We start from the raw sequence: 26,117 nt of genomic DNA on the forward strand, positions 1-26,117 counted from the left end.
ATCCTGGTCTAAACGACTGCATTCTCCAGTTAACTCTCAATAGATATATAATTGTCAAAGACATTTTGTACACATGTATATTGATATTATATAGCAAAGATATAAACCGTCATAATTATTTATGAACTGATTGTTTCAAACGTATGAAAAGCAAGTCACCCCTTTCTGATTCTGATCCTGACAATGGAATGGGACAACAGAAGCAGGCGCGATCTCATCTGCGTGGCATGAGACGATGGGCGAGAGATGATGACACTGAAGGAGCCGGGGGAGCTTACGGTGTCAATTTCTATGTCTGCGCCTTTGTCTGATGATAGAGGTTTCCATGTTCTTGAGGCGGCTCCGAACCGGCTGAACCGACGATGACGTCGGCACCGTCGACATGATCCGGCAGACCGGCAAGTCCAAGAGCTGCTTATGGCGTTGGCAGAGCGCCCCAATTCCTCAATGCTGGGTAACAATCCGCTGCATTGCGGCCGGATCTCCGGAACGGATCGGCTCATCATCAGCGCCGTGCGGGAACGCGTTCCACTTGGCAGCCTTGCGGGCCGTCGCCTCGTTCGCTTTCAGGTCGGCGCGGCGGGCGTCCGAAATCATCATGCGCTTTTCATTGCGAGCCACGCGAAAGTGCTCGCGGTTCACTCCGCCTAAAAGATTCGCTCTAGCGAGCAGCCCTGATCAGCCTCTCAGCAAGACTTGTCTTTCGAGCGATGATTTCTGATCCTTCATAGGAAAGATGGCCGCTGTCCCGGTAGAGGAATTTGCCATCGATCTCGGTTCTGCATTTTGTGTCGTCGCAGAGAAAGTCGTGGTAAGAGACAACCTCTACGTCAGCTTTCAAAGCCACCTGGTTCAAGAGCTCAAGAGTGCGGGATCGCATCCGGCGGTAATCGGTGACGTAAATTTCGCAGTCACTGTGCCGCCCGAGCATAAGATTTCCCCTCACCTTTCGCTCAAGGCAATCGCCGATATCGAAGCTTGCGACTGGCGGGGGAGCAACTACGACCACTCGCCTGCCCAAAGCGCGAACGGCGTCGACGAGGGACTTGATACCATCAACGGCTCCGTCTACCGAAGTTTCAACTTCCGTGAATGTCCCGTCACGCCTCTTAAGGAGCATGAAGTCTTTTGAATCAGGGGCGTCAAATGGGCTCGAAATGACAACGGTCCTTATCCCCGGCCGATTTTTCAGGATACCCAAAACACTGTCATTGAAGCGAATACAGTCCTCGGCGAAGGAGGGAGACGCTGCGCGCTTGGAGAAGGCAGCAACGCCGATGGCGGGGAAGCACCCGCTCATTGTGAGCTGAGCCAGGCCGGCCTCTCCGATCGTTTTGGCCAAGCCGGGAACCAGTGCCATGGCAAATGAATCGCCCCAAACCAGCATTTCGGGCCTGCCCGTCGTCTGACAGGCCTCGGGAATGCCCTGGGGAGGCGATCCAGATGTGAGATCACATGCCCTTCCCAGGCCGTAATTGATCCGTCGGCTCTCGGAAAAGCCAACCCTACTTTCGGCTGCGCCAATGTCGACTGGCCGTGCGAAGCCGAGAAGAACCGTTGCGGCAACGAGTCCTGAGGCCATCCGTCCACGAGATGCGACGAATCCCTGCCGGAACGGCTTTTCCACGAAACGGTGAAGAACTAAGCTGGCTACAACTGAGAAGGCAACTGCCGCATAGATTGCAAGCGCGGGAGGCTCTGCCAGCCAAGCAGCCCGCACATATACAAGCACCGGCCAATGGACCAGATAGAGCGAGTACGAGATATCCCCGATCCTTGCCATGCTTCGAACCGCCACATTATCCCTGCTGGGCGACAGCAGGAGGATCAGGGTTGCCAAGCAAACCAAAGCGGCATCCACGATCGGGTTCTGCGAACTAAGTCCAATGGGAATAAGGAGGATAAGCACGAGCGCCGGGAGGCGCAGCGCCGCAAACTTGGCCGCCACGCGAGCGCTGGCGGGAAGCAATGCCCCGAGCGAACCAATCGCTATTTCCCAAAAGCGGGTCGGCAAAAGATAAAATGCAGCGTATGGGTGACGAATGGCCACGTAGAGACACAGTGCCAGACTGGCAACCAGGAGCAAACTAACCGCTGTGAGCCGCCATCTCTTGGGAGCCAAGGCCAAGAAAGCAGGAAGCAGCAGATAACACTGTTCTTCGACAGCGAGCGACCAGAAATGCAGGAGAGGCTTCGTTTCGGCGGATTCGCCGAAATAGTCCGCCTGAGACCAGAGAACGATGTTGCCGGTGAATGTGAGCGCCCCGAGGACCTGACTTCTGAAGTCCCGCAGGCCCACATCCGACAGGAAAAAGGGGGCAGCGATCGTCGTGAGCGCAATGACCACATAGGCCGCGGGCAACAGGCGCTTCGCACGACGATAATAGAATTCCCAATAGCTGAACCGTGACTGCTCAAGCTGGGTCGCGATGAGGCCGGTGATCAGAAAGCCCGAAATTACGAAGAAAATATCAACGCCGAGATAACCAAACGGCGCGATTTGGGTATGATAAAGGACAACCAGCAGGACAGATAGACCCCGCAAGGCCTGGACATCGGATCGAAAGTCTCGCGGCATAGAAGACCTGATGAAATTCCTGGTTTGATTGGATGAACTGAGGCCTCGCACCAACGATGTTAAAATGGTGCCCTTCTAGATCATCCGCTGGATCGAATTCGGCCGATATGCCGCACTCGCCCATAACATAAGTAAGAAAGTTGCCGGCAGAAGGTGTCGGCGTACTTGCTTTCGGTCAATTGTTGTTCTTCTAATGGAGCATGCTCGCAAATTCGTAAAATCGATTGGTTGAATGCCATACATCCAGGCTATGGATCTCTTGCACAAGCTCTGATGGCATTCGGCGAGGTTGCCGACTGCTTGCCGTCACCGTAAGTTTTTGCCCTTCACAAAACGTCGAGCCAAAGGCGCCCGCCACGCGCGTTCGCCAAATCGGGCTTCCAGTTCGAATCCACGGCTTTGAAGTAGGCGCGGTAGTTGCGCGCCGCGATACTGGCGTCGCCGATCTGCCGTCGCGTTCTGTCAATCCGCACGAGTGCGGTCTCGACTTCGGCGACCGCGTCCAGCACACCTGATTTGTAGGCGGCCACCGCCACCTTATATGCGGCTGCCGCGCTGCCCACTGCCGCCCGGCGCGAGCCACCGTCAAAAAGCGGGATCGAGACGGCCGGGCCGAAGGACCAGGGCAGAGAGGTTCCCATCAGCGATGAACCGTCGATCTTGACCGAGCCGCCGAGGCTGAGGCTCGGATAGAGATCGGCTTTTGCCGCGCCGATCTCGGCGAGCGATGCAGCGACCTCGAGCTCAAGGGCGTCGATGTCGGGGCGCTGCCGTAAGGCGTCGGCAGGCACAGCGGATAGCTTGAGGATCCTCGGCGCGGTAACCCTTGCCTGCCCATCGCCAGAATATCGCGGACGTGAGGCTCGTCACCGCCAGTAAGTCGGGCGAGTGACTTGACGAGAACCTCGCACTCGACGTCAGCCCGACCAATCATGAGGCGATCATTTCCTGCGACGCCGAACACCGCCTGCGGAATCGATCGCGACCAGCGCTGAAGCCGATCCGCTCCGCAAGAGCAAGTACCTCAATAATCGGATCAGGACCATCGGCGCATCAAGCGCCGCACTCGGTCGATGCTCGGCTTCAAGTCGATGGCGAGTGCCGATGCCGTCCTTTCCGGCATCGAGATGGTTCACATGATGCGTAACGGCAGGCGAGGTTCGCCATAATCTACGTCCCTCGATCGCCGAGCAGTTCGAAATCCTTGCAGCATGATCATCGGCGCGAAAGCGTCTCGTTGTAACCAGAAGCACGATTTGCGACAGAACCCTCCCGAGTAACCCCCACTTGCTATACAGCCGCAAAGACTAAGGGCGGGCCGCCAATCACACCACGGTCATAGCGTCTAGGCAGCGGTCTTGATCTCGGCCATGACGCCGACGATGTCGTTCACCACCGTCTCGACCAGCTTCTGGTCGTCGCCCTCGGCCATAACCCGAATCAGGGGCTCGGTGCCGGAAGGCCGGATCACCAGGCGGCCGGACTTGCCGAGCCGGTTGCGGGCATCCTTGATCGCGGCCTTGACGGGTGCCGTCTCGAGGGGCTCGCCGCTGGAAAAGCGCACATTCTTCAGGAACTGCGGCACCGGCTCGAACCTTTTGCAGATCTCGCTGACCGGCTTGTTCTGGCGCTTGATGCAGGCCAGCACCTGCAGCGCCGAGACCAGCCCGTCGCCGGTGGTGGAGAAATCAGACAGCACGATATGGCCGGACTGCTCGCCGCCGACATTCAGCCCATGCGCGCGCATGTGCTCGACCACGTAACGGTCGCCGACCTGGGTTCGGTGAAATTGCAGGCCGGCTTCACCGAGGAAGCGTTCGAGGCCAAGATTGGACATGACGGTGGCGACGACGCCGCCGCCTGCCAGGCGGCCGCTCTGATGCCAGGATTCGGCGATCAGCGCCATGATCTGGTCGCCGTCGACGACAGCGCCGTTCTCGTCGACGATGACCATGCGGTCGGCGTCGCCATCGAGCGCTATGCCGACGTCGGCGCGCACTTCATGAACCTTCTTGGAGAGGCCCACCGGGTGCGTCGAACCGCATTCCTCGTTGATGTTGAAGCCGTTCGGCTCGTTGTTGATGGTGATGACCTCGGCGCCGAGTTCCCAAAGCGCTGCCGGCGCCACCTTGTAGGCGGCGCCGTTAGCGCAATCGACCACGATGCGCAGGCCCGCCAGCGACATGGACCGCGGCAGAGTGCGCTTGGCGAATTCGATATAGCGGTCGTGCACGCCGTCCACGCGCTTGGCGCGCCCGAGCCCATCCGCGTCGGCCAGCGAAATGTCGACATCCTGGTCGAGCAGCGCCTCGATGCGCATCTCGATCTCGTCCGACAGCTTGTAGCCGTCGGGGCCGAACAGCTTGATGCCGTTATCGTAATAGGGGTTGTGCGAGGCCGAGATCATCACGCCGATATCGGCGCGCAGCGACCGCGCCAGCATGGCGACCGCCGGCGTCGGAATCGGCCCCAGCAGGAACACATCCATGCCGGCGGCACAGAAGCCCGCGACCAGCGCGTTCTCGATCATATAGCCCGACAGCCGCGTATCCTTGCCGAGCACGACGCGATGGCGATGGTGGCCGCGCTGGAACGACAGGCCGGCAGCCATGCCGACCTTCATCGCAACCTCGGCGGTCATCGGAAATTTGTTGGCCCCTCCCCGGATCCCGTCCGTTCCGAAATATCGTCTCGTCATCTTACTCGACGTGCCCATATATGATTCACCCAAGTGTCGCCTCGTGGACATTCCCACAGGCAGCCAGTGTCCGAGTGACTGGCCGCTTGCCACTCCGCATCTTCTTTGCAGAATACCATGATTGTCAGGACGAAAGGTGTCCTTAGCTCACAATCTGGGGTGAGGACAAGAGCTGTACAAAATCTTGCGCTAAGCCCGAACGGATCGTGAAACTCATGCGGCTCGCCGTGGTTGGGGTCGGTAGCCTAAGGATTCGAAAGCCTTTGGGCATCTGATGCTCGGTGTCCCAGGTGTAGATGCCTGTCAGGGTTGACATGTTCCCAACTCAGCGGCGAGATATGCTTCAACAGCGTATCTGGAATGTTTCGCCCTCCTCGTTTCAACTGTGTGGCCCGCGCGGTCGAGATAGACCGTGTTCCAGTGTACGATCGCGCTGACGACGAGGTTGAGCCCGGATGCGCGGAAGGCCTGGCTCTCGAACGAACGATCGCGAATTTCGCCTCGCTCATGGAAGAACACGGCGCGCTTGAGCTTGTGTGCTGCTTCGCCCTTGTTGAGGCCGGCTTGGCAGCGTGCCGGGCTTGAGTACCATTCAATCATGAATATGGATCGCTCGATCCTGCCCAATTCCCGCAGCGCCCTTGCGAGTTGGCTTTCCTTCTGTCGCTTTGCAGTTAATGAGGGTCTTCCTCAATTTGTGTGGTTCATCCGCTGTTAGCGACGCCACTCTCTATCTTTCCCTGACATGCGGACCTTCCAACCTGCTTAGCGCTAGCGCGCTACCCCCGACAGCCTCTTACCGAGCTGTAGCATCTGCCTCTTGAAGCGCCTGCGAACCGTCGCCAGCGCATCTGTGTCCATTCCCAGGGTCTTCCTCAATTTGTGTGGTTCATCCGCGGTTAGCGACGCTATCGCTATGGGCGGGCATGCGAACGAAATGGTCGCCCGGCCCAGGGGTCAGAATTCTGGGTGTCGCGCTCACTGATGATCACAGTTGGGTTGTTTCCGCTGCCGGACCAGCGATCGGCATTTGCCCGATTGCGGCCGGCGAAGCCGAAGTCGGCATGGCTGGTCCAACCGCACCTTCAGGATCTGCCGGTCCAGGGCAAGCCCGTGACGGTGAAGCTCCTGCTGAGCCGCTGGCGATGTGCACATCAGAAATGTGAGCGACAAACGTTCACTGATCGACTCCCGACGGTTGCTTCCCCTTATGCGCGCAGGACGACGAGGGTCGTGGAGATTGTCGGCTTGCTCGGCCATAGCACGGGTGGACGTCCTGGCGAACGCCTCATGCAACGGCTCGGCATGCCGGTCAGTGACGACACCATCCTGCGGCAACTGAAGCGGGATGCCGCGGTTACTCACCGCGCCTCCGAGATTCGGGTGGTTGGCATCGATGACTGGAGCTGGCGGCGAGCGACGCGATACGGCACTATCATGGTTGATCTCGAGCGCCACTCGGTCGTCGACATTCTCGATGATCGGAGTGTCGATAGCGCAGCCAGGTGGCTGCGGATCATCCCTCCGTCGAGGTATCGTCAGCCGAGACCGCTGCGGCCTTATGCGCAGGCCGTCCGTGAAGGCGCACCGCAGGCTCAGGTGGTCGACCGGTTTCATCTGGTCCAGAATCTTCGTACGGCAATTGAGGAACAGATGGGCCTTAGTGGACGTGCTTCAGGAAGATCCATCCTGTCCGAGGACGCTATTGTCGACGCTGCGACACATCGCCGGCGTGCCCGTCTCGCGCATAGTCCTTACGCCAGGAGGGTCTATCCTACAGCGCGATCGCCCGACGGACCGGCGATGAGCGTCGCAGCGTAGCGAAGTGGCTCAAGTTCAAGGCTCCGCCAGATAGGCGGCGAGCAGCATTGAACCCCACATCACCATGGTGCTTTGAAACGTTCATTGCCCAATGCTGGAAGGAAGGGAACCGCTGCGGACGGCATCTTTTTCATGATGTCAAGCAGCGCGGCTACACCGGCAGCTTCTCCAATCTGGAGCGACTGCTGGAAGCTTGGCGGCGGGCCGAAAAGAGTGCGCGCCGATGATGTTCCTTCGGTGGCGATCAGCTTGGGACCCGTTCGAGATCCGGATACCGGCCACGCGATTTCGCCAGTTGTTGCCGCGGCGCTGTGCATAAAGCCAAGAGGCCTGCTGACGCCTCGACAAGCAAGGAAAAGTCGACGCCCTGAAGCAGGGATCTGACGCATTCGCCGAGATGCGACGCCTGGCAATGCGCTTCAACGGTATCCTTCGGAGCAAGAGGTCGGAAACACTGGACCCCTGGATCAACGATGCAATCGACTCCGACATCATTCCGATCATGCGATTCGCCCGTGTTTTGCGCAGAGACTCGATGCCGTCAATAACGCCATCGAGCTGCCCTGGAGCAACGGACAGGCCGAAGGTCAGATCAACCGCCTCAAGACCCTCAAGCGCCAATGTACGGCCGGCTCCGAACCGGCTGGACCGACGATGACGTCGGCACCCTCGACACGATCCGGCAGACCGGCAAGTCCAAGAGCTGCATATGGCGTTGGCAGAGCGCTTCGCCGCCGAAGGCTTCAAGGGCTGTTGCGACAAGACGCGGCCCTCGCGGTATTGCGGCTCTCGGGCCCCGAAGCCCTGCCGAGCGCGGTTCTGATACGCCGTGAGAGGAATTGGATCACGGGCCAGAATTGTGAAATATATTGCGGCATTATGTAATTTTAGAAATCCCAGTAACAAATAAAGTTAACATTCTTTTCACTTGAATTTTCGGCCTTATTGTTAAATTAATTAGGGCGACCGAACCCGTCAGCTCAATCTTGTTAGTCGAAATCCAATTTTACTGGTGCTTTTTGAGAGATTAGACCCTACGAATTTTGCGCGAAGCTGCAAATGATTTTGTAGCTTTACTACATAATGGTTCTTTATGGAGTTGTCTGCATGCGCGTAGAAAACGGTCATTGCGATGTGATCGGTGTGTCGGTCGCTCCCACGCAACTTAATAGTCTGTCTGCTGCGATTCTGCAGCAGGGGGGGGATGGCGCGAGTGTCGCTGCCAGGCAATGTGGTGACCTGGGCGGCAGGCCGTCACCAGACGCTCAGGCGGATGTTTTCCGACCAGCGTTTCAACAGGGACTGGCGACAGTGGCGGGCGCTGCAGGACGGCGAGATTCCCGAGGATCATCCGCTGATCGGGATGTGCAAAGTGGACAACATGGTCACGGCGCATGGCGCCGATCACCGGCGCTTGCGCGGCCTGCTGTCCAGCAGCTTCGCCCCCAGTCGTATCGCCTTGCTGGCGCCACGGATCGAACAATGCGTCGATCGACTCCTGGCCGAGATGGCGCAGCGCGGTGGCAGTGCCGATCTGATGTGCGAGTTCGCCGTTCCGCTGCCCACCAACGTGATCGCCGAACTGTTCGGTTTGCCGGACGAACAGCGCGAGGAGATTGTCGCGCTCACCTACAGCCTGGCCAACACCTCCGCCACAGCCGCAGAGGTGCGACAGACGCGGCAGCGCATCCCGGAGTTCTTCCGTCGCCTGATCGCGCTCAAGCGGGGCCAGCTCGGCGACGATCTGGCTTCGGCCCTGATCGTCGCGCGCGACAACGGCGAGCTCGTTTCCGACACCGAGCTCATCGACATGCTGTTTATGGTGCTCTCCGCAGGCTTCGTGACCACCACCGGCGTCATCGGCAATGGCGTGCTGGCATTGCTGACGCATCCGCAGCAACTGCACCTGGTGCGCAGCGGCCAAGTTCCGTGGTCACAGGCGATCGAGGAGATCCTGCGCTGGGGCAGCGCAGTGGCCAATCTGCCGTTCCGCTATGCCACCCAGGACGTGGAGATCGACGGATGCATGGTCCGCCGCGGCGACGCCGTCCTGATGGCGTTCCATGCGGCGAACCGGGACGAAAAGGCCTTCGGTCCCGGCGCCGACAGGTTCGATGTCACCCGGCGGCACAACCCGCACCTGTCGTTCGGCGAGGGGCCGCATTCCTGCCTGGGCGCTGAGCTGGCGCGCCTGGAATTGCGCTGCGCCTTCCCCGCGCTGTTCGGGCGGCTGGAGGATCTGGCGTTGAGCATCGGCGCGGAGGACGTCGTCTACATGCCGTCTTACGTCATTCGCTGCCCGCAGCGCCTGCCGGTCACCTTCCGCCCGTCCATCGCTTAAAGAGTGAGGTGCCACCATGTCCGAACAGCCCTTGCCGACGCTGCCGATGTGGCGCGTCGATCACATCGAGCCCTCGCCCGAGATGTTGGCGCTATGCGCCAATGGTCCGATCCACCGCGTGCGGTTCCCGTCCGGGCACGAAGGCTGGTGGGTGACAGGCTACGACGAGGCCAAGGCGGTGCTGTCCGACGCGGCATTCCGGCCCGCGGGAATGCCGCCGGCGGCATTCACCCCGGATTCGGTGATTCTCGGTTCGCCGGGGTGGCTGGTCTCGCACGAGGGAGGCGAGCATGCCCGGTTACGCACGATCGTGGCGCCGGCCTTCAGCAACCGCAGGGTGAAGCTGCTCGCGCAGCAGGTCGAGGCGATCGCCGCGCAGTTGTTCGAGACGCTGGCGGCCCAGCCCCAGCCCGCCGACCTGCGGCGCCACCTCTCCTTTCCGCTTCCAGCCATGGTCATCAGCGCGCTGATGGGCGTGCACTACGAGGATCACGCCTTTTTCGCCGGGCTGTCCGACGAGGTGATGACGCACCAGCATGAAAGCGGCCCGCGCACCGCGTCGCGCCTGGCCTGGGAAGAACTGCGCGCCTACATTCGCGGCAAGATGCGGGACAAGCGCCAGGATCCGGGCGACAACCTGCTGACGGATCTGCTCGCAGCGGTCGACCAAGGCAAGGCAACCGAGGAAGAGGCGATCGGCCTGGCGGCGGGCATACTGGTGGCGGGGCACGAGAGCACTGTCGCGCAGATCGAATTCGGCCTGCTGGCTATGTTCCGCCATCCGCAACAGCGCGAACGCCTGGTCGGCGAACCGTCCCTGGTGGACAAGGCGGTGGAGGAAATCCTGCGCATGTACCCGCCGGGCGCGGGCTGGGACGGCATCATGCGCTATCCGAGGACCGACGTGACCATCGCGGGCGTGCATATTCCCGCGGAGAGCAAGGTGCTGGTCGGCCTGCCGGCGACGTCGTTCGATCCGCGCCATTTCGACGACCCGGAAATCTTCGACGTCGGACGCGACGAAAACCCGCACCTGGCGTTCTCCTACGGGCCGCACAACTGTACCGGAGCGGCGCTGGCCAGGCTGGAACTCAAGGTGGTGTTCGGTTCGATCTTCCAGCGCTTTCCCGCGCTACGCCTAGCCGTGTCGCCCGAAGAACTGAAGTTGCGCAAGGAGATCATCACTGGCGGGTTCGAGGAGTTGCCGGTGCTCTGGTGACGCGCGGACGCCGCCGGGATCGGGATCTTCTCCGCAATTTGCCGGCGCGCCTGGCGCGCACCGGTCAGATCAGCCAGCCAACAGGTAACCAGGATGGACGTGCCAGAAACCACAGCAGCATGCCGGGACGCCTTCGCCGAACTGGCGTCGCCAGCGTGCATCCACGACCCGTATCCGTTCATGCGGTGGTTGCGCGAGCACGATCCGGTGCATCGCGCGGCGTCGGGCCTCTTTCTGTTGAGCCGCCACGTCGACATTTACTGGGCGCTCAAGGCCACGGGCGATGCGTTTCGGGGACCGGCGCCGGGCGAACTGGCGCGCTATTTCCCGCGTGCGGCGACCAGCCTGTCGCTCAACCTGCTGGCGTCCACGCTAGCGATGAAGGACCCCCCGACGCATACGCGTCTGCGCCGGCTGATCTCGCGCGATTTCACCATGCGCCAGATCGACAACCTGCGGCCGAGTATCGCGCGCATCGTCGCAGCGCGCCTGGACGGCATGGCGCCCGCGCTGGAGCGCGGGGAGGCGGTGGACCTGCATCGGGAATTCGCGCTGGCCTTGCCCATGCTGGTCTTCGCCGAACTGTTCGGCATGCCCCAGGACGACGTGTTCGGGCTCGCCGCCGGCATCGGCACCATTCTGGAAGGCCTGAGTCCGCACGCCAGCGATCCCCAGCTCGCCGCCTCGGACGAGGCCAGCGCCAAGGTGCAGGCCTATTTCGGCGACCTCATACAGCGCAGGCGCACCGATCCCCGCCACGACATCGTGTCGATGCTGGTCGGCGCACACGACGACGATACCGACACGCTGTCGGATGCGGAGTTGATCAGCATGCTGTGGGGCATGCTGCTGGGCGGCTTCGCCACCACTGCTGCGACCATCGACCATGCGGTCCTGGCGATGCTGGCGCATCCCGAACAGCGGCACTGGCTGGAGGGAGACGCCGTGGGGGTGAAGGCATTCGTCGAAGAAGTCCTGCGCTGCGAGGCGCCCGCCATGTTCAGTTCCATTCCGCGTATCGCCGTGCGCGACATCGAACTGGGCGGCGTGGTGATCCCGAAGGACGCGGATGTGCGCGTGCTGATCGCGGCCGGCAATCGCGACCCGGACGCCTTCGCCGATCCCGACCGCTTCGATCCCGCGCGGTTCTACGGCACCAGTCCTGGCATGTCGACCGACGGGAAGATCATGCTGAGCTTCGGCCACGGCATCCACTTCTGCCTCGGTGCGCAACTGGCCCGGGTGCAGTTGGCCGAGAGCCTGCCGCGGATCCAGGCGCGCTTCCCCACGCTGGCATTGGCCGAGCAGCCGACCCGGGAGCCCTCCGCGTTCCTTAGGACATTCCGCGCGCTACCGGTGCGGCTGCATGCGCAGGGCGGGGCTGAGATGCGCGTCGTGGTCGACCAGGATCTGTGCGGAACCACCGGGCAGTGCGTGCTGACGCTGCCGGGCACCTTTCGCCAGCGCGAACCGGACGGCGTGGCTGAAGTGTGCGTGGCGACGGTCCCGCAGGCGCTGCACGCCGCCGCGCGGCTCGCGGCGAGCCAGTGCCCGGTCGCCGCCATTCGGGTCATCGAAAGCAACTCTGGCGATGACGAGCGCGCCAGCGCCGACCCTGCGCCTTCTCCGGCGGAGGCCTAGCGGCATGCCGCGAAAGACCAACGCAATCAGGAGGACACGATGGGACGGTTTGAAGGCAAGGTGGCCGTGGTGACCGGCGCCGGCGCCGGCATCGGCAAGGCATGCGCCCTCGCCATCGCGCGCGAGGGCGGCAGAGTGGTGGTGGCCGACATTGATGGCTCGGCGGCCATCGCCTGCACCGCGCAGATCGCGGCCGAAGCGGGCCACGCGCTGGCCCTGGCCATGGACATTGCCGATGCGCAGGCGGTAGCAGCGCTGTTCGAGACGGCGGAGCGGCACTTCGGTGGGGTCGACCTGCTGGTGAACAACGCGAGCGCCATGCATCTGACCCCGCGCGACCACGCGATCCTCGACCTGGACCTGGCGGTCTGGGATCAGACCATGGCGACCAATTTGCGCGGCACGCTGCTCTGCTGCCGGCAGGCGATCCCACGGATGATCGCCCGCGGCGGTGGCGCGATCGTCAACATGTCGTCGTGCCAGGGGCTCAGCGGTGACACCGCGCAGACGTCCTACGCCGCGTCGAAGGCGGCGATGAACATGCTGTCGGCCTCGCTCGCGACCCAGTACGGTCATGCGCAGATCCGCTGCAACGCGGTTGCGCCGGGTCTCATCATGACCGAGCGTCTCCTCGCCAAGCTGGACGAGTGCATGCAACAGCATCTGCGCCGGCACCAGCTCCTGCCGCGCGTCGGCCGCCCGGAGGACGTGGCCGCGCTGGTGGCGTTCCTGCTCTCCGCCGATGCTGCATTCATCACCGGCCAGGTCGTGTGCATCGACGGCGGCATGCTGGCGCATGTGCCGACATACGCCGACGGTGGCAACAGCCGCGCCGCGCGGCCTGCCGGCGACATCGCCGAAGCGGCCGCGGCGCCGCGCTGCTGATGAACATGCTGCTCAACCCGCTGGACCGTCGGCACCGGCTGCGGTACGACATCCCGGTCGTGCCCGGCGCTTTCCCCCTCGTCGGGCATCTTCCCGCCATCGTCTGCGACCTGCCGCGCCTGCTGCGGCGCGCGGAACGGACGCTGGGCAGCCACTTCTGGCTGGATTTCGGCCCTGCCGGCCACCTGATGACCTGCGTGGATCCGGATGCGTTCGCACTGCTCCGGCACAAGGACGTGTCCTCGGCGCTGATGGAAGAGATCGCACCCGAATTGCTTCGCGGAACGTTGGTCGCCCAGGACGGCGGCGCGCACCGGCAGGCGCGCGATGCGATCAAGGCGGCGTTCCTGCCCAAGGGGCTGACCCAGGCCGGCATCGGCGACCTGTTCGCGCCCATCATCCTGGCGCGGGTGCAGGCGTGGCGCGACCGCGGCGACGCAACCATCCTGCGCGAAACCGGCGATCTGACGCTCAAGCTCATCTTCAGCCTCATGGGAATCCCCGCGAACGACCTACCGGGTTGGCATCGCAAGTACCGGCAACTGCTGCAGTTGATCGTCGCGCCTCCGATCGACCTGCCCGGACTGCCCTTGCGGCGCGGCCGCGCCGCCCGCGACTGGATCGACGCGCAGTTGCGCCAGTTCGTCCGCGACGCGCGCGCGCATGCCGCGCGAACCGGGTTGATCAACGACATGGTAAGCGCCTTCGATCGCAGCGATGATGCGCTCTCCGATGACGTCCTGGTCGCCAATATCCGCTTGCTGCTGCTTGGCGGTCACGACACCACCGCCTCGACGATGGCCTGGATGGTGATCGAGCTGGCGCGGCAGCCTGTGCTGTGGGACGCCCTGGTCGAGGAGGCGCAACGCGTGGGCGCGGTGCCGACCCGACACGCGGACCTGGCGCAGTGTCCGGTCGCCGAGGCGCTGTTCCGCGAGACGCTGCGCGTGCATCCGGCGACTACGCTCCTGCCGCGTCGCGCGCTGCAGGAATTGCAACTCGGCCAACGGCGCATTCCCGCGGGCACCCATCTGTGCATCCCGCTGCTGCATTTCTCGACCTCGGCGCTGCTCCACGAGGCGCCTGATCAGTTCCGCCTGACGCGGTGGCTGCAACGCACGGAGCCGATCCGGCCGGTGGACATGCTGCAGTTCGGTACCGGGCCACACGTCTGCATCGGCTACCACCTGGTATGGCTGGAACTGGTGCAGTTCTCCATCGCCTTGGCGCTGACCATGCACAAGGCCGGGGTGCGGCCGCGGTTGCTGAGCGGCGTCGAAAAAGGCCGGCGCTATTACCCGACCGCACATCCGTCCATGACAATCCGCATCGGATTCTCATGAGCTGGCATCGCACGCCCCGTGTGCGAGGAAGCGGCGCCGGCGACGCGCGGCATTGCTGCACTCGGCGCGCTCGCTCGGTGCGACGCCGTCAACACCGCGGCGGCTCGCCGCTCGCCGTTGCGGTCTCCTGGCAGGTACAAGGACATGAACAACATGCAGACCGGTTCCACGCTACACGACGACCGAACTGGCGTTTCCGCGTTCGGCGGATTGGGCGCGCAGGCGCGCGGCGCATCCGGCGGGCAACTGCCGGAGATCTGGATGCAGGACGGCGTAAAGCGGGTCGAACAGGCGCTGGCGCGTCTCCTCTGCGCCGAAGACGACGGTGAGACCGAGCTGATGGCGGCGATGCGCTACGCCACCTTGCATGGCGGAAAGCGCACCCGCGCCTTGCTCTGTCTGGCTGCCGGCGCACTGGCCGACACGCCGGCGCACATGCTCGACGACGTCGGCGCCGCCATCGAGATGATGCACGCCTGTACCCTGGTCCACGACGACCTGCCCGCGATGGACGACGACGTGCTTCGCCGCGGCTTTCCGACCGTGCACGTCAAGTTCGGCGAAGCCACTGCGATCCTGGTCGGCGATGCGCTGCAGGCGCACGCCTTCCTGACCCTGGCGAGCCTGGATGCACCGGGCCACAACCGTATCGCGCTCGTGCGCGAACTGGCGCAGGCGGTGTCCGCCGAGGGTGCCGCAGGCGGACAGGCCATGGATCTATCGCTGGTCGGAAAGCACGTCGAGCTGGACAGGATCGTGGCGATGCACCGGATGAAGAGCGGAGCGCTAGTGCGCGCGTCCGTTCGCATGGGTGCGCTAGGCGCCATCTCGGAGGATGCCGCGCACGCTGCGCTGTACTGTGCGCTCGATCGCTACAGCGCCTGTTTCGGCTTGGCGTTGCAGGTAGTCGACGACATTCTCGACGCGACAGCGGATACCGCGACGCTGGGCAAGACGCCCGGCAAGGACGCGGCGGCGCAGAAGCCGACCTGCGCGTCGATCATGGGGCTGCAGGCAGCGCGCCAGTTCGCGCTGGATCTGTTGCGCGACGCCGGGGAGGCCATCGCCCCGCTGGGTCCGCGTGCGGAACGATTGGCGCAGATGCTGCAGCGGGCCAATGCGTATCTGTTCAAGCACGCGCCCTGCGCATGAGCGCGCGCGTCCGCATGGAGCCGCCCCTGTGCCGCTGCGATCGGCTGGCGGCAGCGGTGCATGCTGCACTGTGTTCCAAGTCGGCGGCGCCGATCGCAGCGGTTGCCCAGCACGGCCGCGGCGCACGCGGCGCGCTGCGCGAGCAAGCCTATGCGGCGGACCGGCGCCGGCTTCGGGGCGCATCGCCGCGCCGGAGCAGGGCGGCCGTCCGGCGCTGCCCGTGTGCCGGGCCGCGACGGGCCTGCGGCGACGTGCGCGGCGTCTGCCCTATCCTGGTTCTCGTCAACCGTGTGCAGAAGGAATATCCCGCGTGAACGCGCTGTCCGAACAGATCCTTTCCGAATTGCGCCACCTGCTGAGCGAGATGAGCGACGGCGGCAGCGTCGGTCCGTCCGTCTACGACACGGCGCGAGCTCTGCAGTTCCACGGCAACGTCACCGGTCGGCAGGACGCATACTCGTGGCTCCTCGCGCAGCAACAGGCCGATGGCGGATGGGGAAGCGCGGACTTCCCGCTGTTCCGCTATGCGCCCACGTGGGCGGCGTTGCTGGCATTGCAGCGTGCCGATCCTTTTCCCGGCGCTGCCGATGCAGTCCAGGCTGCAACCCGGTTCCTCGAGCGCCAGCCCGATCCCTACGCGCATGCGGTGCCGGAAGACGCGCCGATCGGCGCGGAGCTGATCCTGCCGCAGTTGTGCGGCGAGGCCGCATCCTTGCTGGGCGGCGTGGCGTTTCCGCGCCACCCGGCGCTGTTGCCGTTGCGGCAAGCGTGCCTAGTCAGGCTGGGGGCGGTGGCGACGTTGCCGAGCGGCCATCCGTTGCTGCACTCCTGGGAAGCCTGGGGGACGTCGCCGACCACCGCATGCCCCGATGACGACGGCAGCATCGGCATCAGTCCGGCGGCCACCGCCGCGTGGCGTGCGCACGCCGTGACACAGGGGAGCACGCCTCAGGTCGGGCGCGCCGACGCGTATCTGCAGGCGGCATCGCGGGCGACGCGTAGCGGCATCGAAGGTGTCGTGCCCAACGTCTGGCCGATCAATGTGTTCGAGCCATGCTGGTCGCTGTACACCCTGCATCTGGCCGGGCTGTTCGCGCATCCCGCGCTCGCCGAGGCGGTGCGCGTGATCGTCGCGCAGCTCGACGCCCGCCTGGGCGTGCGCGGTCTGGGCCCGGCCTTGCACTTCGCGGCCGATGCGGACGACACCGCCGTTGCGTTGTGCGTCCTGCGCCTTGCGGGCCGCGACCCGGCGGTCGATGCGTTGCGCCATTTCGAAATCGGCGAGCTGTTCGTCACCTTCCCCGGCGAACGCAATGCCTCGGTGTCGACCAACATCCATGCCCTGCATGCGTTGCGACTGTTGGGAAAGCCCGCCGCCGGCACCAGCGCCTACGTCGAGGCCAATCGCAACCCGCACGGTCTATGGGACAACGAAAAATGGCACGTTTCGTGGCTGTATCCCACCGCGCATGCGGTCGCTGCGCTGGCGCAAGGCAACCCCCAGTGGCGCGACGAGCGCGCGCTGGCGGCGCTGCTGCAGGCGCAGCGCGACGACGGCGGCTGGGGCGCCGGTCGCGTGTCCACATTCGAGGAAACGGCCTATGCGCTGTTCGCGTTGCACGTGATGGACGGGAGCGAAGAGCCGACAGGGCGCCGGCGCATCGCGCAGGCGGTGGCGCGTGCGCTGGAGTGGATGCTCGCCCGCCATGCGGCGCACGCACTGCCGCAGACGCCGCTGTGGATCGGCAAGGAACTGTATTGCCCCACCCGGGTCGTGCGCGTGGCCGAACTTGCCGGGTTGTTGCTGGCGCTTCGTTGGGGGCGGCGCGTCCTGGCCGAGGGACCAGGAGCGGCGCCATGATCCAGACCGAACGCGCGCTGCAGCAGGTGCTGGAGTGGGGGCGTTCCCTGACCGGGTTCGCCGACGAGCATGCCGTGGAAGCGGTCAGGGGCGGCCAGTACATCCTGCAGCGTATCGAACCGAGCCTGCGCGACACCAGCGCCCGCACCGGCCGCGATCCGCAGGACGAAACGCTGATCGTGGCGTTCTATCGCGAACTGGCGCTGCTGTTCTGGCTCGACGATTGCAACGACCTTGGCCTGATCGCGCCGGAGCAGCTCGCCGCGGTGGAGCAGGCGCTGGGGCAGGGCGTACCGTGCGCGCTCCCCGGATTCGAGGGCTGCGCTGTGCTGCGCGCTTCGCTGGCCGCGCTCGCCTACGATCGTCGCGACTATGCTCAGCTTCTCGACGATACACAGTGCTACTGCGCGGCGCTGCACGCCGGACACGCGCAGGCGGCAGGGGCGGAACGCTGGTCCTACGCCGAGTACCTGCACAACGGCATCGATTCGATCGCCTACGCTAACGTGTTCTGTTGCCTGTCGTTGCTGTGGGGGCTGGACATGGCGACCTTGCGCGTGCGTCCGGCGTTTCGCCAGGTCCTGCGGCTCATCTCCGCGATAGGGCGCTTGCAGAACGATCTGCATGGACGCGACAAGGACAGGTCGGCCGGCGAGGCCGACAATGCGGCGATCCTGCTGCTGCAGCGCTATCCGGCTATACCTGTGGTGGAGTTCCTCAACGACGAGCTGGCCGGCCATACGCGCATGCTGCACCGGGTGATGGCGCAAGAACGCCTTCCCGCGCCGTGGGGACGGTTGATCGAGGCCATGGCGGCCATCCGCGCGCAGTACTACCAGACCTCGACCAGACGTTACCACAGCGACGCTGCGGGGGGAGGCCAGCGTGCGCCGGCCTGAACGCGCGGGAGACGGCGGCGTGCGCGCGCTGCCGTCGGTCCGATCCGAAGCAACGCCGTCGCCCGATGCGACGGATGGAGCGAGCATGAGCGACACCGCCCTGAGCCGGCGCAAGGACGACCATCTGGACATCGTGCTAGATCGGCGAACGGCGCCGGCCACGGTCGCCGCCGGCTGGGAGTACATCCGTTTCGAACACTGCGCATTGCCCGAGTTGGACTGGACGCAGATCGACCTGCGCGCCTCGCTGCTGGGCAAGACTATGCCCGCGCCGCTGCTGATCAGCTCCATGACCGGCGGCATGCCACGCGCCGAGGCCATCAACCGGCATCTGAGCGAGGCAGCGCAAGCCTTGGGGATCGCCATGTGCGTCGGTTCGCAGCGCGTGAGCCTGCAATCCCGCAACTCACAGGGGCTGACGCGCGCGCTGCGCCGCCTGGCGCCAGACATTCCCTTGCTGGCCAATATCGGCGCCGCGCAACTGCGCGAGGCCGACGGCCTGGACCTGGCGCGCCGGGCGGTAGATGCGCTGGAGGCCGATGGACTCATCGTCCATCTCAATCCGCTGCAGGAAGCGGTACAGCCGGAGGGCGACCGCGACTGGGGCGGCGTCCTGGCGCAGATCGCTCGCGCCGCGCGCAGCGTGGGCGTGCCGATCGTGGCCAAGGAAGTGGGGTCGGGCCTGTCCGCCTCGGTGGCCTGTGCGCTCGTCGAGGCGGGCGTGGCGGTGATCGATGTCGCCGGCGCCGGCGGCACCAGTTGGGCCGCGGTGGAGGGCGAGCGCGCCCGCGATGCCGCCGACCGTGCAGTGGCAATGGCGTTCGCCGATTGGGGGATTCCGACCCCGGCCAGCGTGCAGGCGGTACGTCGGGCGCTGCCAACGGTGAAGCTGATAGCGTCGGGCGGGATCCGCGACGGCGTCGACGTGGCCAAGGCCATCCACCTGGGCGCGGACATCGCCGGGCAGGCGGCCGGCGTGCTGCGCGCGGCGACGGTGTCCACCGAGGCGGTTGTCGCGCATTTCGAGATCGTCATCCGCCAGTTGGCCGTCGCCTGCTTCTGCACCGGCTCGGCTGATCTGGCGGCGTTGCGTCAGGCGCGCTTGTTGCCCTCGGCGCATCTGCCCGCCGGTTGATGCCGGCGTGGCCGCACGTGGCGGCGGGCGCCTAGCCGGCTGCTGAAATGCCTACGCCAAACATAGACTACTGATCCACCTTGGCGAAGCGGTTCGATGCGCGGGAGCGATGCGTTCATGGAGCAGCTGTTCACGATGAAGCGGTTGGAGGATTTCGTTCCAGCCGATCATCCACTGCGCCCGATCCGGCTGATGGTCAATGAAGCGCTGGTGCGGCTAGACAGACGCGAGGAATGACAGAAACTCTCCGTAGGACTTCGACAGGTTCAAGCCATTGAAGCTCGTTGTTGAGTACCAACCAGGCGGTGCCAGAATTGGTTGCAGAAATGGTGGCCGGAGTTGATGTTCGAGCACCAGGCCATGGTATGGGGTGCCACCGGTCGCCGCGAGCAGCACGGTCTTGCCCGTCAGCGCACGATAGTCGACGAGATCGAACAGGTGTTTGAGGGCACCGGTGTAGGATGCTCGATAGACAGGCGTTCCGACCACGAGCAGATCGGCCTTCTCGACGCGCTGGATGATCCCTTCTCCGGATGCACCGAGTGCGTCGCGGGATAGCCCGGCGAAAAGCGAGGGTGTCGCCTCGGTAATCTCGATCAGACCGGTGTCCGCCGGCACGCGCAACGCGACCGCCTTGACAAGCGCGTTCACCACCGCGGTGGTGCAGGTTGGCGTGTTTACGCCGCCCGATATTCCGAGAACCAACGTCCCTGGGAAAGACGGGCTGTTAGCCGCGTGGCAAAGGGGCAAGCTTCGAAGCGCCACGCAGATTCGCGCGACGAGCTAGTTCGTACCGACTGGCTCGGTGACATAATCGTCGGCGCCGAGTTCGAGGCCCGAGACGATACCAGCCTCGTCGGTGCGGCAGGAGAGGATGAACATCGGAATATCGAAGCCCTCTGTGGCGCCATTTTCGGTTTGTGGGCTTGAACGTGCGTTCTGGGACCGCCGATCAGTTGACGATCGCCGCCTCCGTTGCGTTGCGCAGTTCGCTTTCGGTTACGCCATTGGCGACCTCCACCAGCCTCAGGCCTCCTTCAACGACATCTAAAACGCCAAGGTTCGTGATGATTCTGTTGACAACCGATTTGCCGGTCAGCGGCAGAGTGCACGCCTTCAACACTTTGGACTTCCCCGGCTTGTTGGTGTGGTCCATGACCACGACGACGCGCTTGACGCCGGCGACCAGATCCATTGCTCCACCCATGCCCTTCACCAGCTTTCCGGGGATCATCCAATTCGCTAAGTCACCGTTTTCGGCTACTTCCATGGCGCCGAGGATAGCCATGGCGATCTTGCCGCCGCGGATCATTGCAAAGCTCTGCGCCGAGTCGAAGAAGGCGGAATCTGGCAGTGCGGTCACCGTTTGTTTGCCGGCATTGATAAGATCGGCGTCGATCTCCTCCTCGGTCGGGAATGGACCAATACCAAGCAGGCCGTTCTCCGACTGCAGCGTTACATGGATGCCGTCCGGAATGTAATTGGCGACCAACGTGGGAATGCCGATGCCGAGATTGACGTAAGTGCCGTCTTCAAGTTCTCGTGCAGCCCGCGCCGCCATTTGGTTTCTGTCCCAGGCCATTTTTTCTCTCCCCTCAAGCCGCCGCACGCGTCGTGCGTTGTTCGATCCGTTTCTCATGCTCGCCCTGAACCAGGCGATGCACGTAGATCCCCGGCAGGTGGATCTGATCGGGATCGAGGCCGCCAACAGGAACGATCTCCTCGACCTCCGCGACGCAGATGTTGCCGCAGGTCGCCGCCGGAGGATTGAAGTTGCGAGTTGTCTTGCGGAATACGAGATTGCCGGACGTGTCAGCCTTCCAGGCCTTGACTATCGAGAGATCCGCGACGATGCCGGTCTCGAGCACATACGTTTCGCCTTTGAAGGTCTTATGCTCCTTGCCGTCGGCTACAAGCGTGCCGACACCTGTCTTCGTGTAGAACCCTGCGATACCGGCACCACCGGCACGCATTCGTTCGGCGAGCGTTCCCTGCGGGTTGAACTCAAGCTCCAGCTCTTCGCTCAGATACTGGCGCATAAGCTCGGCGTTCTCGCCTACATAAGACGAGATCATCTTCTTGACTTGCCTCCTCCTCAACAGGACACCAAGCCCGAAGTCGTCGACGCCGCAGTTGTTCGAGGCTATCGTAAGGTCCTTGGTACCAGCTTGCATAACAGCGCTGATCAAAAGCTCGGGAATACCACAGAGGCCAAAGCCGCCAGCCGCTATGCACATTCCATCGAACAAAAGCCCTTCAAGTGCCGAAGCAGGGCTGCTAAATACTTTTTGCACGTCATCACTCCGATCCAGCTTTACCAGGTGGGCTCATCGTCATCGCAACAGTCGTCGCACGGCCAACCCGTCCGCGAACGGCACATGGAAAACTTTCCGCAACGGCTTGATGCTGCTTCGTGAGAGCCACTTTCTTTGTTGCCCGACCTACATGCTGGTCGTTTTCTGATCACCTTGACTTCGGGTTTCACGCCGCCTGCGGCTCCGCCAGATAGTCGTGAACAACTGTCCCGAGGCCGAGTGTCAGATCCGCGATGAAATGGGCGGCTGAAACAACCTCCAGAACCGGCAGTTCTGCAATCGGCGCGAGTGCATGCGACCGTAAGTCCAAGCCTGCGGGAGCACCCCATGCGCCCTTCAATGTCACGTCCTCCATCTTAAGGCGTACCAACTCGCAGACGCGCAGGCTGCCATCGACATGCGGAATAATCTTCAGGAGGAATGTCGGCTGACACAGCGAGGCCAGCACCTCGCTGTGGTCGAGCGCCCAATGTTTAAAGCCCATGGTGCCTGTTGCGATCCGGACCGGGCCGTAGTCGAGGGTGCCGACCAGTGTGTCTCCATAGACCTCTAACGCAGGATGTGCATATTTCTTCGGGAATCCCCACAACTCACGGCCACCCAAAATTGCCGGTCCGTCGTCCAAATACATGGCATGCGAATAGCCGCCGATCACGTCGTTAAACCTAACGGGAATGACCTGGCCGGACTCAATATAGCTCCCGAAACCCGCAGAGTCGGGCATTCGAATGAACTCAAACTTTACCAAGGGATCATCGAATTCGAGTGGCTGAGGGACTCGGGCGCGTAGCCGGTCGGGGTCCGTCCGGTAGGTGATGATAAGGTACTCGCGATCCACGAAGCGATATGGCCCCGTCGGGTAGGCGGGGCTTGTCAGCGGCATCGAATAGGCTTGGGCACGCACATCTTTGGATTTCAAGGCTTCTACCTCCCCGGTGAGCGCTGCATCCCGGATAAGGACGCTTCACTGCTAAGATCTGGATGAACCTCGCAAGGAGAATGCCAAGCCGGTAATACCTTGATTGATTGATATCTTTTCAGGTTTGCTACAACGGCCGCTCAGCTATTAGGTCTTGATATACCCTTTTTTGTAAGCATCCTGCCATTGCGCCATCGGCGACACAGGCATCGCCTAGGGCTTGTGTAAATGCGCGAGTTTACCGTACCGAGGCTTCGAAATAAGCACCGACCGGCTCGGGCACCTCTGGGCACCATTCCTGTCCCCCTGCAGATTTATCCCGTTCCACGGGGGCGCATCAATGCCAGTTGAGCGAATTACAACGGTTCGACGCAAACAAGCATTCACCGGTGGTGCGGATTCACCAGCTAGGGAGTCGCTGATCACCCCCAGCCCGCTGCAGGTAGAGCAAGTCGGGTGAGATGAAACGAAACGGCGCCCGATGTCGATCAGGGATGGGGGACGGAACGCACCACCTGCCGGGCCGGCTTGTCCTGCCGCTCACCCTGATACGAGACCTGACGCAGGAGATTGTCTTCCGTCCAGGTGAGATAGGCAACCTCGACCACCATTTCAGGCCTGACCCAATGTACGCGCGACAGCTCAAGCGGCGAGCCGAACCGGCTCTCGCGCGGCGGCGGAACGTCGAGGGGCATTCGAGCTGTCTGAAGTGGCCCAAGCCGGCGAGCCAATCGCTTGAGCTCTGCAACCGTGATGCCCGTGCCGGCGCGGCCCGCGTACAGCAGACGACCATCATCGGTGTAGTAGCCGAGAAGCAGCGAGCCGATATGCGGCCGGCTTCCAGTCGGATCGGTCCAGCCGACGACGATGAATTCCTCTCTGTTGAGACACTTTGACTTGACCCATAGGCCGCGATTGCCGGATGCATAGGCGCTGTCGATGCGCTTTGAGATGGCGCCCTCGAGTGCAAGCCTGCAGGCGTGCTTGCGGAACACAGGCCCGTCGCCCATCACGTGATCGCTGAAGCGCAGGCCGGCGATGTCGGTCGAAAACAGGCCTTCCAGTCGCGCTTTGCGGTCGATGAGCGGCAGCTTCGCAATGCTTTCTCCGTTCAGGAACAGAAGATCGAAAGCAAAGAAGGCAAGATCGCCCGTGCGGCCCTCGTCCATAGCTGCCTGCAGGCGGCTGAAGGAGGTGACGCCGTCTGCCCGAACGGCGCACAGCTCCCCGTCGACATATCCCTCTTTCACCGGCAGCGCGCGGAGGGCTGCTATCGTCGCTTGATAGCGATGCGACCAATCAAGGCCGGTGCGGGTGAGCAAGCGGATGTCGCTGCCGTCGATCCGCGCGTGCATGCGGTATCCGTCGTACTTGATCTCATGAAGCCAACCGGGGCCGTCGGGCGCTTCGTCGACCAGGCGCGTCAGCTGAGGCTCGATCCATTTCGGCGGATGCGTTCTATTCGGCTTTGTGGGATTCATCGTCTTCCGCGCCAATTCAGATGAAGCGTCGTCATGCGGGCCAGACTACCACATGATGACGGTATATCAGCTGCAGCTTCTATCGGATCGCGGGTCTTCACATTGATGCTGTCGATATGCTCGTAGGGATCTTATCCCGAGCCGGCAACTATGCAGATTAAGCTGCCTGAACCACGGGACTTTTGATAAGAACGGCCGCGCTCGCTCGGCATAGTATTCTGCCCTCCTTGCAACAAGGCAAAGGAGAGCAAAATGACCAATACCATTAATCTCTAAAGCCGCCAGCTCTTGCAACGATTTGGTGGGTGGATCTTTCGAGACAATGTCGATGCTTATACCCAGGAAACGCCTTCGCACGTGCGATATGAAATTTGTGCATTGCAATATCTGCGGCGATCGATATGATCATGTTGTCGGCCATCTACTCCTCCCAGATGCGATGCCGTCGCTGAATGCGGTGCACCTCCTCCCGCGCTGCATTTCAAATCGAGCCCACTGCCACCTCCTCCCGGCAGTGGGCTTTTTCTTTGTATGAGCGGCAATTTGGCCCTTGGCCAACGTATTGGCTTCTAGGCGAGGCGAATGCTCCGGACTTCCAGGCCTTTCTTGCCCTGCCCGCATTCGACAAAAACCTTCTGTCCCTCCACCAGCACGCTGAGCCCTGAGCGGGTCAGCGCGGTGGCATGAACGAAGACATCCTTCTCACCGTTATCGGGTGCAATGAAGCCGAAGCCTTTTTCGGGATTGTACCATTTGACCGTGCCCTGGCTCTTCAGCTGCGCACCACCCTTCCCGGCGATGGACCCCTCGGCAAGTCGGAACGCCGGGCGCGTCGCGGCCGTTTTGTCCCAGGTTCGGAAGGTGAGACGTGGATAGAGAGACCTGCAATGCCGGTGAGGCTGAACAACTCGAGCAATTTGATCGCGCGTCTGCGAAACAATGCGAACTTGCATCAGGAGGAGAAGGCGACACACCGCCAGCTGCCGCAGTAGCTGCGGCATTGATCAGCGCTTTGGAAACCACTCGAAATAGGGACATGCTCCATATAGCGAGTTCCGAAAGCAGTGCCGCTGACATCACCCAGGCATTGCGCCACTTCCTCCCAGCAGCTGACATCCTGTATTTGCCGCCGTGGGATTGCCTGCCATACGACAGGGTGTGGCCCACTCGCGCCACTATGGGGCGGCGGGTCAGCGTTGTTCATGCTGTTGCGGCCGCTACGAAAGCACCCCGCATCACGGTTACTTCGGTCGAATCTGCCCTGCAGCGGGTACCGCCTCCCTCGGCAATCGGACAAGGTTTCGCGACCCTGCAGATCGGACAGGAGGTGGACCCGAGCGCACTTCGTGTATTGGCTGAGAGAACTGGCTATGTTGTCGACGATCGGGTCGACGAACCGGGCGAGATGGCTGTCCGCGGCGATCTTATCGACATTTTTCCTGCTGACCGTGATCGCCCTATCCGTGTTGTACTGGGTCCTGGCGGCGCCATCTCCGAACTTAAGGCATACGACCAAATCACTCAACGAAGCGAGCGATCGCTGCACAGAGTCGTAGTTGGCCCGGCGTCTGAGCTTATGTTGGAACCCGGCAACGAGTTCGACCCTGCAGCGATGCGCACCATCCCGATGGAGGAACGCCTGGTCTCGCACTACTCCGACTTGCCGGCGCTCTTCGACGTCGCATCAACAGCTAACATCTGCTTCCTGGAAGGATTGGAAGAAATCTCGCTCACTCGCGTCTTGGACCTCATAGAGGAGGCGTGGCGCGGCAGGCGGCAAGTATCCACGGTGGCGCGGCCCGCGGCGAAACAATTTTATTTGTCGCGTG

Annotated in this window: 22 protein-coding genes and 5 pseudogenes; 14 read left to right on the plus strand and 13 right to left on the minus strand. The window is 62.9% G+C overall.

All coding sequences use genetic code 11. From position 1 onward, the window contains the following. Positions 1–444: 444 nt before the first annotated feature. From AC0L18_RS30140 to AC0L18_RS30150, 3 genes are all read right to left on the minus strand, one after another. Positions 445–600 carry a hypothetical protein gene (locus tag AC0L18_RS30140; protein WP_473495410.1) on the minus strand — a complete coding sequence of 52 codons (156 nt, stop codon included), beginning with the start codon at positions 598–600 and terminating at the stop codon, positions 445–447. 61 nt (positions 601–661) lie between these two features. Next, positions 662–2,578 (minus strand): acyltransferase family protein, encoded by a 1,917-nt coding sequence (locus AC0L18_RS30145; protein ID WP_473495411.1) that lies wholly within the window; start codon positions 2,576–2,578, stop codon positions 662–664. Between the two features lie 326 nt (positions 2,579–2,904). Next, positions 2,905–3,369 (minus strand): TolC family protein, encoded by a 465-nt coding sequence (locus AC0L18_RS30150; protein WP_473495412.1) that lies wholly within the window; start codon positions 3,367–3,369, stop codon positions 2,905–2,907. A 122-nt stretch (positions 3,370–3,491) separates the two neighbouring features. Between AC0L18_RS30150 and AC0L18_RS30155 the strand changes: the two are divergent. After that, positions 3,492–3,793: pseudogene (locus tag AC0L18_RS30155) on the plus strand (DDE-type integrase/transposase/recombinase); the annotation flags it as partial. Between the two features lie 130 nt (positions 3,794–3,923). Here the strand turns inward: AC0L18_RS30155 and glmM are convergent. After that, positions 3,924–5,276, minus strand: coding sequence for a phosphoglucosamine mutase (glmM, locus tag AC0L18_RS30160; protein WP_473495413.1), 1,353 nt, complete (start codon positions 5,274–5,276; stop codon positions 3,924–3,926). A gap of 142 nt (positions 5,277–5,418) precedes the next feature. Then, positions 5,419–5,936: pseudogene (locus tag AC0L18_RS30165) on the minus strand (Tn3 family transposase); the annotation flags it as partial. A gap of 324 nt (positions 5,937–6,260) precedes the next feature. Between AC0L18_RS30165 and AC0L18_RS30170 the strand changes: the two are divergent. Further along, positions 6,261–7,097, plus strand: coding sequence for a transposase (locus AC0L18_RS30170; RefSeq protein ID WP_473495414.1), 837 nt, complete (start codon positions 6,261–6,263; stop codon positions 7,095–7,097). A gap of 59 nt (positions 7,098–7,156) precedes the next feature. Here the strand turns inward: AC0L18_RS30170 and AC0L18_RS30175 are convergent, their stop codons facing one another. Then, on the minus strand, positions 7,157–7,414 hold the full coding sequence (locus AC0L18_RS30175) for a hypothetical protein (RefSeq protein ID WP_473495415.1): 258 nt from the start codon (positions 7,412–7,414) through the stop codon (positions 7,157–7,159). 887 nt (positions 7,415–8,301) lie between these two features. On the opposite strand from AC0L18_RS30175, the gene AC0L18_RS30180 reads away from it, so the two are divergent. The 11 genes and pseudogenes from AC0L18_RS30180 to AC0L18_RS30230 all read left to right on the plus strand — a co-directional run. Next, complete coding sequence (locus AC0L18_RS30180) at positions 8,302–9,438, plus strand: cytochrome P450 family protein (RefSeq protein ID WP_473495416.1); 1,137 nt, start codon at positions 8,302–8,304, stop codon at positions 9,436–9,438. Positions 9,439–9,454: 16 nt separating this feature from the next. Next, complete coding sequence (locus AC0L18_RS30185; protein ID WP_473495417.1) at positions 9,455–10,657, plus strand: cytochrome P450; 1,203 nt, start codon at positions 9,455–9,457, stop codon at positions 10,655–10,657. Between the two features lie 93 nt (positions 10,658–10,750). After that, positions 10,751–12,298 (plus strand): cytochrome P450, encoded by a 1,548-nt coding sequence (locus AC0L18_RS30190; RefSeq protein WP_473495418.1) that lies wholly within the window; start codon positions 10,751–10,753, stop codon positions 12,296–12,298. Between the two features lie 39 nt (positions 12,299–12,337). After that, a complete protein-coding gene (locus AC0L18_RS30195) occupies positions 12,338–13,183 on the plus strand; it encodes an SDR family oxidoreductase (protein ID WP_473495419.1) in 846 nt (281 codons plus the stop codon). Then, positions 13,183–14,526, plus strand: coding sequence for a cytochrome P450 (locus tag AC0L18_RS30200; RefSeq protein WP_473495420.1), 1,344 nt, complete (start codon positions 13,183–13,185; stop codon positions 14,524–14,526). The genes AC0L18_RS30195 and AC0L18_RS30200 overlap by 1 nt, the downstream gene beginning before the upstream one ends. 153 nt (positions 14,527–14,679) lie before the next feature. Continuing rightward, the gene (locus AC0L18_RS30205; RefSeq protein WP_473495432.1) at positions 14,680–15,678 is read left to right on the plus strand and encodes a polyprenyl synthetase family protein; all 999 of its coding nucleotides are present in this window, start codon (positions 14,680–14,682) and stop codon (positions 15,676–15,678) included. A 14-nt stretch (positions 15,679–15,692) separates the two neighbouring features. Next, a complete protein-coding gene (locus AC0L18_RS30210) occupies positions 15,693–15,992 on the plus strand; it encodes a hypothetical protein (protein WP_473495421.1) in 300 nt (99 codons plus the stop codon). Beyond that, complete coding sequence (locus AC0L18_RS30215) at positions 15,989–17,539, plus strand: hypothetical protein (RefSeq protein WP_473495422.1); 1,551 nt, start codon at positions 15,989–15,991, stop codon at positions 17,537–17,539. Before AC0L18_RS30210 ends, AC0L18_RS30215 begins: the two co-directional genes overlap by 4 nt. Continuing rightward, positions 17,536–18,438 (plus strand): terpene synthase family protein, encoded by a 903-nt coding sequence (locus AC0L18_RS30220; RefSeq protein WP_473495423.1) that lies wholly within the window; start codon positions 17,536–17,538, stop codon positions 18,436–18,438. The genes AC0L18_RS30215 and AC0L18_RS30220 overlap by 4 nt, the downstream gene beginning before the upstream one ends. An 85-nt stretch (positions 18,439–18,523) precedes the next feature. Next, a complete protein-coding gene (gene fni, locus AC0L18_RS30225; protein ID WP_473495424.1) occupies positions 18,524–19,573 on the plus strand; it encodes a type 2 isopentenyl-diphosphate Delta-isomerase in 1,050 nt (349 codons plus the stop codon). 96 nt (positions 19,574–19,669) lie between these two features. Continuing rightward, positions 19,670–19,795 (plus strand): annotated as a pseudogene (locus tag AC0L18_RS30230) (IS5/IS1182 family transposase); the annotation flags it as partial. Here the strand turns inward: AC0L18_RS30230 and AC0L18_RS30235 are convergent. The 7 genes and pseudogenes from AC0L18_RS30235 to AC0L18_RS30265 form a co-directional block, all read right to left on the minus strand. Then, on the minus strand, positions 19,790–20,338 hold the full coding sequence (locus AC0L18_RS30235) for an NAD(P)H-dependent oxidoreductase (RefSeq protein ID WP_473495425.1): 549 nt from the start codon (positions 20,336–20,338) through the stop codon (positions 19,790–19,792). The pseudogene AC0L18_RS30230 and the gene AC0L18_RS30235 sit on opposite strands and share 6 nt — an antisense overlap. A gap of 21 nt (positions 20,339–20,359) precedes the next feature. Further along, positions 20,360–20,458: pseudogene (locus AC0L18_RS30240) on the minus strand (DNA-binding response regulator); the annotation flags it as partial. 67 nt (positions 20,459–20,525) lie between these two features. After that, on the minus strand, positions 20,526–21,155 hold the full coding sequence (locus AC0L18_RS30245; protein WP_473495426.1) for a 3-oxoacid CoA-transferase subunit B: 630 nt from the start codon (positions 21,153–21,155) through the stop codon (positions 20,526–20,528). A gap of 13 nt (positions 21,156–21,168) precedes the next feature. Continuing rightward, positions 21,169–21,867, minus strand: coding sequence for a CoA transferase subunit A (locus AC0L18_RS30250; RefSeq protein WP_473495427.1), 699 nt, complete (start codon positions 21,865–21,867; stop codon positions 21,169–21,171). A gap of 187 nt (positions 21,868–22,054) precedes the next feature. Then, positions 22,055–22,807, minus strand: a complete 753-nt coding sequence (locus AC0L18_RS30255; RefSeq protein WP_473495428.1) for an acetoacetate decarboxylase — start codon at positions 22,805–22,807, stop codon at positions 22,055–22,057. Positions 22,808–23,295: 488 nt separating this feature from the next. Beyond that, positions 23,296–24,288 carry a non-homologous end-joining DNA ligase gene (ligD, locus tag AC0L18_RS30260; RefSeq protein ID WP_473495429.1) on the minus strand — a complete coding sequence of 331 codons (993 nt, stop codon included), beginning with the start codon at positions 24,286–24,288 and terminating at the stop codon, positions 23,296–23,298. Between the two features lie 569 nt (positions 24,289–24,857). Beyond that, positions 24,858–25,289, minus strand: a complete 432-nt coding sequence (locus tag AC0L18_RS30265) for a cold-shock protein (protein ID WP_473495430.1) — start codon at positions 25,287–25,289, stop codon at positions 24,858–24,860. A 35-nt stretch (positions 25,290–25,324) separates the two neighbouring features. On the opposite strand from AC0L18_RS30265, the pseudogene AC0L18_RS30270 reads away from it, so the two are divergent. Next, positions 25,325–26,117 (plus strand): annotated as a pseudogene (locus AC0L18_RS30270) (DEAD/DEAH box helicase); the annotation flags it as partial.

The organism is Mesorhizobium sp. WSM4819, from assembly GCF_055811215.1.

What these genes read in the sequence shown, in the direction of transcription:
- AC0L18_RS30140 (WP_473495410.1), bottom strand. Translation starts at nt 600, where the DNA reads ATGATGATTTCGGACGCCCGCCGCGCCGACCTGAAAGCGAACGAGGCG.
- AC0L18_RS30145 (WP_473495411.1), bottom strand. Translation starts at nt 2,578, where the DNA reads ATGCCGCGAGACTTTCGATCCGATGTCCAGGCCTTGCGGGGTCTATCT.
- glmM (WP_473495413.1), bottom strand. Translation starts at nt 5,276, where the DNA reads ATGACGAGACGATATTTCGGAACGGACGGGATCCGGGGAGGGGCCAAC.
- AC0L18_RS30170 (WP_473495414.1), top strand. Translation starts at nt 6,261, where the DNA reads ATGATCACAGTTGGGTTGTTTCCGCTGCCGGACCAGCGATCGGCATTT.
- AC0L18_RS30175 (WP_473495415.1), bottom strand. Translation starts at nt 7,414, where the DNA reads ATGCACAGCGCCGCGGCAACAACTGGCGAAATCGCGTGGCCGGTATCC.
- AC0L18_RS30180 (WP_473495416.1), top strand. Translation starts at nt 8,302, where the DNA reads ATGGCGCGAGTGTCGCTGCCAGGCAATGTGGTGACCTGGGCGGCAGGC.
- AC0L18_RS30185 (WP_473495417.1), top strand. Translation starts at nt 9,455, where the DNA reads ATGTCCGAACAGCCCTTGCCGACGCTGCCGATGTGGCGCGTCGATCAC.
- AC0L18_RS30190 (WP_473495418.1), top strand. Translation starts at nt 10,751, where the DNA reads ATGGACGTGCCAGAAACCACAGCAGCATGCCGGGACGCCTTCGCCGAA.
- AC0L18_RS30195 (WP_473495419.1), top strand. Translation starts at nt 12,338, where the DNA reads ATGGGACGGTTTGAAGGCAAGGTGGCCGTGGTGACCGGCGCCGGCGCC.
- AC0L18_RS30200 (WP_473495420.1), top strand. Translation starts at nt 13,183, where the DNA reads ATGAACATGCTGCTCAACCCGCTGGACCGTCGGCACCGGCTGCGGTAC.
- AC0L18_RS30205 (WP_473495432.1), top strand. Translation starts at nt 14,680, where the DNA reads ATGCAGACCGGTTCCACGCTACACGACGACCGAACTGGCGTTTCCGCG.
- AC0L18_RS30210 (WP_473495421.1), top strand. Translation starts at nt 15,693, where the DNA reads ATGGAGCCGCCCCTGTGCCGCTGCGATCGGCTGGCGGCAGCGGTGCAT.
- AC0L18_RS30220 (WP_473495423.1), top strand. Translation starts at nt 17,536, where the DNA reads ATGATCCAGACCGAACGCGCGCTGCAGCAGGTGCTGGAGTGGGGGCGT.
- fni (WP_473495424.1), top strand. Translation starts at nt 18,524, where the DNA reads ATGAGCGACACCGCCCTGAGCCGGCGCAAGGACGACCATCTGGACATC.
- AC0L18_RS30245 (WP_473495426.1), bottom strand. Translation starts at nt 21,155, where the DNA reads ATGGCCTGGGACAGAAACCAAATGGCGGCGCGGGCTGCACGAGAACTT.
- ligD (WP_473495429.1), bottom strand. Translation starts at nt 24,288, where the DNA reads ATGAATCCCACAAAGCCGAATAGAACGCATCCGCCGAAATGGATCGAG.
- AC0L18_RS30265 (WP_473495430.1), bottom strand. Translation starts at nt 25,289, where the DNA reads ATGCCGCAGCTACTGCGGCAGCTGGCGGTGTGTCGCCTTCTCCTCCTG.